The sequence below is a fragment of the Terriglobales bacterium genome, assembly GCA_035937135.1.
GTDB lineage: Bacteria > Acidobacteriota > Terriglobia > Terriglobales > Acidobacteriaceae > DASYVL01.
Genome location: DASYVL010000145.1, coordinates 1 through 5,693 on the forward strand (window position 1 = coordinate 1; position 5,693 = coordinate 5,693).

The following is a 5,693-nucleotide window of genomic DNA, read 5'->3' on the forward strand; positions in this document are numbered from 1 at the left end:
CATCTCTCAACAAGGAACGTGCTGTGCGCATTGCCGCGTCTATCCCCGCGGCTGCCTGGGCCGGGGTGAGTGCATCTGTGTATCGCTCGGACGGGAGGTGTCTGCTCATAACTTTCTTCTCCTGCCTTATAGTACCTAGAGGGCCGACTAACCTCATAGCTCGGGCGCTGTGCCGAAGAGCTTTGGTTTTGGCAGCGCAGCGCTAGTCTAGGAAGAGTGAAAATCTGGTGTCAGTTCTGGTGTCAGTTCGTTTTGAGATTTCCTGCGCGTTGATGCATTCTGGTGCGTCCTGTGATTCTGTAACCTATTCATTCTGCGACATCGTGCCATTTGATGCGTCGGGATGCGCCAATCAAATTCGGTTTTGAAGACCGGGAGAGTCACCGGACCCCATGCGCTTCCGTAAACCAGTAGCCAGTCGTCAGTTGCCAGTCTAAGGCAACGTCCGCCCTTAGATAGAATGAGCGGCGGAGAAAAGATATGTCAAACGAGAGAAGCGCGAAAGACGGCGGAGGCGAGGGGCGCCGGTACTCGTACGTGCAACTGGATGTGTTCACGGAGCGGCCGCTCGAAGGGAACGCGCTGGCGGTCTTCACCGACGCGCGCGGGATGAGCGACGCCGAGATGCAGGCGGTGGCCCGGGAGACGCATCTCTCGGAGACGACCTTCGTTCTTCCGCGCGACCCGGCAGTGGAACGCGAGCACGGAGTGCGGGTGCGGATCTTTACCACCGAAGAGGAGCTGCCGTTCGCGGGACATCCCACGCTGGGGACGGCGTTCGCGCTGCGCGGGCCGGACCGCCGGCCGGGGGCCGGGGGAGCCACGCGGGCCGGCAGCGGCCCTTCCGAGATCGTGCTGGAGCTGGAGGTAGGCAGGATCCCGGTCGAGTTCACGGCGGAGAGCGGCGGGCAGGTCTTCGGGGAAATGCGCCAGGTAGACCCGACGATGGGCGAGTCGCACAGCCGCGAGGACATCGCGCGCGTGGCCGGGCTCGAGGTGCAGGATCTGTCCGCGGACCTACCCATCCAGACGGTCTCCACCGGGCTGGCCTTCGCCATCGTGCCGGTTAAGACGCGGAAGACTTTGGAGAAGCTGGCGCTCGACTGGAAGCGAGTGGCGGAATACACGGCACGCACGGAGGCGAAATTCCTGTACTTCGTGACGCGGGAGTGCGTGGACCGGGAGGCGCGGATGCACGCGCGCATGATCTTCTACAACGGCGAGGATCCGGCGACGGGGTCGGCGGCGGGCTGCGCGGCGGCCTGGATGGTGGAGCACGGAGTGGCCAAAGCGGACGAGCGGGTGCTGATCGAGCAGGGGCTGGAGGCGCTGCGGCCCAGTCGCATCTTCGTGCGCGCGGGAAAAGAGGGTGCCCGTGTGGTCAATGTCCGGGTGGGCGGGCACGCGGTCGAGGTGATGCGGGGCGAACTCTTTCTCTGAGCGGCCGAGGAAGCGCGGCCCGAACCACGCACATCCGGCGGAAAAATTCAAGCTGAGGATTCCGGCATTATCTTCGGCGTTACTTACGTGGCGGAGGCGCCCCAGTTAGGATGCGGGCGTTTTGGATTCCAACCCCGAGTTGCCATGAGAGCCAAGAAAACCATCCTGTGCGTGGACGATAACGAGCAGGCGCTTTCCATCCGCAAGGTGGTGCTGGAGACGCGCGGCTACCGGGTGATCGCGTGCGGCAGCGGGAGGAGCGCGCTGGAAGCCTTCGAGAAGGGCGGCGTGGACCTGGTGCTGACCGATTGGACCATGCCGGAGATGGACGGCGCCGAACTGGTGGATCGCATCAAGGCCCGCTCGCCACAGACCCCGGCCATCCTATTCTCGGGGCGGGTGAAGGTGTACGAGAAGGAGACGCGAGCCGACGTTTTCCTCTCCAAGGGGATGTACGGAGCTTCAGAGCTGCTGGAACGAATCCGGCAACTGTTGGTGCGCAAGCGCGGCCCCAAACGCGCGACACCCGAGACGACGAGCCACTCCGCGCGCGCCGCGTCCTAAGCACGTCTTCCAGGCAGGCTGCCCGCCATGCCGCACGACCGCTTTCGTGTAAACTCAGAAATCGCGATGAGCGCCATCATTCAGGGCGAGAACGTGACCAAGGTGTACCGTGTGGGCCGGGTGGACGTCCCGGCGCTGCGGGGCATCAGCCTGAAGGTGGAGAAGGGCGAGTTTGTCAGCATCGTAGGGCCCTCGGGGAGCGGGAAATCCACGCTGTTTTATATCCTGGGCGGGCTGACGCAGGCCACTTCCGGCCGGGTGGTGATCGACGATCTGGAGTTCTCCAAGCTTTCGGACGCCGAACGCACGCGGATGCGCAAGCGCAGGATCGGGTTCGTGTTCCAGAGGTTCAACCTGCTGCCGACGCTGGATGCGCAGGCCAACATAGACATCGCCGGCGACATCGCGGGGGTGAACGGCTCGACCGATCCTGGCTATTTCGAAAAAATCGTAGGCCTGCTGGGGATCAGCGACCGGCTGCAACACCGGCCGTCAGAGCTCTCGGGCGGGGAGCAGCAGCGAGTGGCGCTGGCGCGGGCGCTGATCAACCGGCCGGCCATCGTGCTGGCCGACGAGCCCACCGGGAACCTGGACTCGCGCAACTCCGACACCGTGCTGAACATGCTGCGGCAGTCGAACCAGGAGCTGGGACAGACGGTGCTGATGATCACCCACAACCCGGAAGCGGCGACCGTCGGCGACCGCATCATCCACATGCGCGACGGGCAAATCGTTTCCCCCGACGAAGATCCGCAGTGGACGCACCACTGAAAGGCGGCCAGTAGTCATTAGCCAGCGGGTGGTGCTACTCTTGCAACATTTTTGAGACGGTTCGAGATGTCCTCCTCAGCGCCCACATCGTCGTTCAGCACGCCGCCGCAGGGGCGGAGTTCGTCGCTGCCTCTCCTGGTGTTCGTGGACGGGGTGGCGCAGCGGAATATCCCGCTGGAGCGCACGCCGTTCAGCGTGGGCCGGAAGAGCGGCAAAGACCTGGTGGTGGGCGACGCGCGCGTCTCCCGTGACCACGCCCAGATCATCTCCGAGGGCGCCGACTTCTACCTGGTGGACCAGGGGAGCAAGCACGGCACCTTCGTCAACGGGGCGCGGGTGGAGCGGAAAAAGCTGGAGCGCAACGACCGCATCGAGTTCGGGATGCGGGATGGAGCCTACCTGCTGTTCAATCCGGTGAGCCAGCAGTCCACGCCGGCGCGCGAGTTCCTGAGCCAGATCCACGGCATGGAGGTGAAAAGCGGGGCCTCCGACCTGGAGAAGCTCACCCTGTTCCTGGAAGCCGCGCGCAAACTCAACACCACCAGCGTGCTGGACGAGGTGCTGGTCACGCTGATCGAGGCCACGCTGCGGCTGACGGGGGCGGATCGCGGCTACGTCTTCCTGCGCGGGCTGGACGGCAACCTGAAGCTGGCGGCGGGGCGGACGCAGAAGGGCGAGCCACTGGCGGACGATACGACCGTCTCCCACTCCATCATCGAGGAGGCGGCGCGGTCGGCTTCTGAGTTCATGGTGACCGACACCATGAACGTGGAGGGCCTGGCGGGACGGCAGAGCATCGTGGCCAACGAGCTGCGCACCGTCATCTGCATTCCGCTGCGGAGAACCATGTTGCAGGAGAAGGCGACGGAGAGCGGCGTGCCGCCGATGACCAGCGGGGTGCTGTATCTGGACAGCCGCTTCGCGTCGGGGAAGATTTCCAGCGTGAGCACCGAGATTCTGGGCGCGATTGCGACAGAAGCCGCGGCGCTGGTGGAGAACGCCAACCTGGCGCAAGCGGAAGAATCCGCCAAGTTGTATCAGCAGCAGATGACTATCGCCGCATCCATCCAGCAGCGGCTGATGGCGGTGACCATCCCCGACGTGCCTTACGCCCGGTTGCGCGCCAAGAATCTTGCCTGCCGCGATGTCGGCGGCGACTTCTTCGACGTGGTCACCACGCCCGAGGGGATGGGGGTAGTGATTACCGACGTTTCCGGCAAGGGGATCCCGGCGGCCATCCTGGCGTCCACGCTGCAAGGCATGATCTATTCACAGCTGGTGGCCCATGTGCCGCTGGCCGAGATCGTCTTCTCCACCAACCGCTTCCTTTGCCAGAAGGGCCTGGGCGAGAAGTACGCCACCATGGTGCTGGTGCGGCTGAGCCCGGCGGGAGAGCTGGAGTACGTGAACTGCGGGCACGTGCCTCCGGTGCTGGTGGCGGGGGGAAAGGCGGAGCGCATTTGCAACCTGAACCTACCCATCGGGCTGCTGCCGGAGGCCACCTACGAGAGTGAGAAGCGCACCCTCAACAAGGGCGATCGCCTGGTGCTGGTGACCGACGGAGTCACGGAAGCGGAGGATGCCACCGGCGAGTTCTTCGGCGACGAGCGGCTGGAGGCGGCGGCCAATTCCGCGGAGCCCTTCGACCAGATCCTGGCGGCCGTCGAGAGCTACTGCGGCGATACGCCCTTGACCGACGACTGCACGGTGGTGGAGCTCACCTACAGCGGCTGAGTCGCCAGCTCCGACACAACAAGACGAGACCCATGGAAGACCTGAAAAAAACGATCCTGCCGGGCAAGGGGGCGTCCGACTACGAACGCTACCTGCACACCGATGAGCTGCTCTCCCTGCAGAAGCCGCCCGAGGAGATGTTGCATCCGGACGAGCTCACTTTCCAGGCGACGCACCAGAGCTCGGAGCTGCTGCTGAAGGCCGTGGCCTGGGAGATGGAGCGGGCGGCAAAGTACATTGCCGGCGGCGACCTGGGAAACGCTGCGCGACTGATGCGGCGCGCCAACTTCATGCTCGACTTCCCCATCCAGGAGCTGCACATCCTGGAGACCATCACCCCGTACGAGTATCACGTGATCCGCGCCGGGCTGGGACACGGCAGCGGGCTGGATTCCCCCGGGTTCCTGGCCCTGCTGCACACTGGCCCGCGGCTGGGAGACGCCTTCTTCGAGCAGGTGAAACGCGCCGGGCTCACAGTGGAACAGCTTTACCGGCGGCATGCGGAGTTCTTCGGGCTGCACGAAGTGGCGGAGTGCCTGCTGGATTTCGACGAGAAGGTGCAGCTCTTCCGCTTCCACCATCTGAAGCTGGCGCAGCGTATCATCGGCGGGGGCGTGATCGGGACCATGGGCACACCGGTGGAGGTGCTGCGGCAGCGTCAGGAGCATCTCTTCTACAAGCCGCTGTGGGACGTGCGCAACGAGATCACCGCGGGCATCAACGAAGAGCGGGAAAAGGCCGGCGGCGAGGCGCCACGGTACTAGGTTCCGCGCGCAAGGGCGCTGTTTGACCGGGTTTTCGCGGGCTGACTATAATCAACCACAGCGAGCGGGAGTAACTCAGCGGTAGAGTGCGACCTTGCCAAGGTCGAAGTCGCGGGTTCAAATCCCGTCTCCCGCTCCAGTTTTCTTCGTCACATGAGGAAACGAAGGATCACGAAGGCTTTCTGAGTCTTCCAGCCTCCCTCGGCATCCTTAGTGTGTGGTGGCAGTTGCCGGCGAATGGCCGCGGACGACTGGCCACTGTTTTCGGCGCGGTACCCAAGTGGTAAGGGAGAGGTCTGCAAAACCTTTATCCATCGGTTCGATTCCGATCGCCGCCTCCATTTACTCCTGAATTAGCTATGAACAAGATCACTATTGCTTGTCTCTCTGGGATATTGGTCACCCTCTCCAGAGGCGCAT

5 protein-coding genes and 2 tRNA genes are annotated in these 5,693 nt (G+C 63.9%); all 7 read left to right on the forward strand.

Annotation, left to right across the window (positions count from 1 at the left end):
- Window positions 1-480 precede the first annotated feature (480 nt).
- The 7 genes from VGQ94_08695 (at window position 481) to VGQ94_08725 (ending at window position 5,614) form a co-directional block, all read left to right on the forward strand.
- Entirely contained in the window at window positions 481-1,440 is a 960-nt protein-coding gene (locus VGQ94_08695) for a PhzF family phenazine biosynthesis protein (protein ID HEV2022595.1), read from the forward strand.
- A gap of 144 nt (window positions 1,441-1,584) precedes the next feature.
- On the forward strand, window positions 1,585-2,004 hold the full coding sequence (locus tag VGQ94_08700) for a response regulator (GenBank protein HEV2022596.1): 420 nt from the start codon (window positions 1,585-1,587) through the stop codon (window positions 2,002-2,004).
- 66 nt (window positions 2,005-2,070) lie between these two features.
- Window positions 2,071-2,775 (forward strand): ABC transporter ATP-binding protein, encoded by a 705-nt coding sequence (locus VGQ94_08705; protein ID HEV2022597.1) that lies wholly within the window; start codon window positions 2,071-2,073, stop codon window positions 2,773-2,775.
- Window positions 2,776-2,841: 66 nt separating this feature from the next.
- Window positions 2,842-4,509 carry a SpoIIE family protein phosphatase gene (locus VGQ94_08710; protein ID HEV2022598.1) on the forward strand — a complete coding sequence of 556 codons (1,668 nt, stop codon included), beginning with the start codon at window positions 2,842-2,844 and terminating at the stop codon, window positions 4,507-4,509.
- Window positions 4,510-4,541: 32 nt separating this feature from the next.
- Window positions 4,542-5,273 carry a tryptophan 2,3-dioxygenase family protein gene (locus tag VGQ94_08715; protein ID HEV2022599.1) on the forward strand — a complete coding sequence of 244 codons (732 nt, stop codon included), beginning with the start codon at window positions 4,542-4,544 and terminating at the stop codon, window positions 5,271-5,273.
- 64 nt (window positions 5,274-5,337) lie between these two features.
- A tRNA-Gly gene (locus tag VGQ94_08720) sits at window positions 5,338-5,412 on the forward strand.
- A 127-nt stretch (window positions 5,413-5,539) separates the two neighbouring features.
- Window positions 5,540-5,614, forward strand: a tRNA-Cys gene (locus VGQ94_08725).
- Window positions 5,615-5,693: the final 79 nt, after the last annotated feature.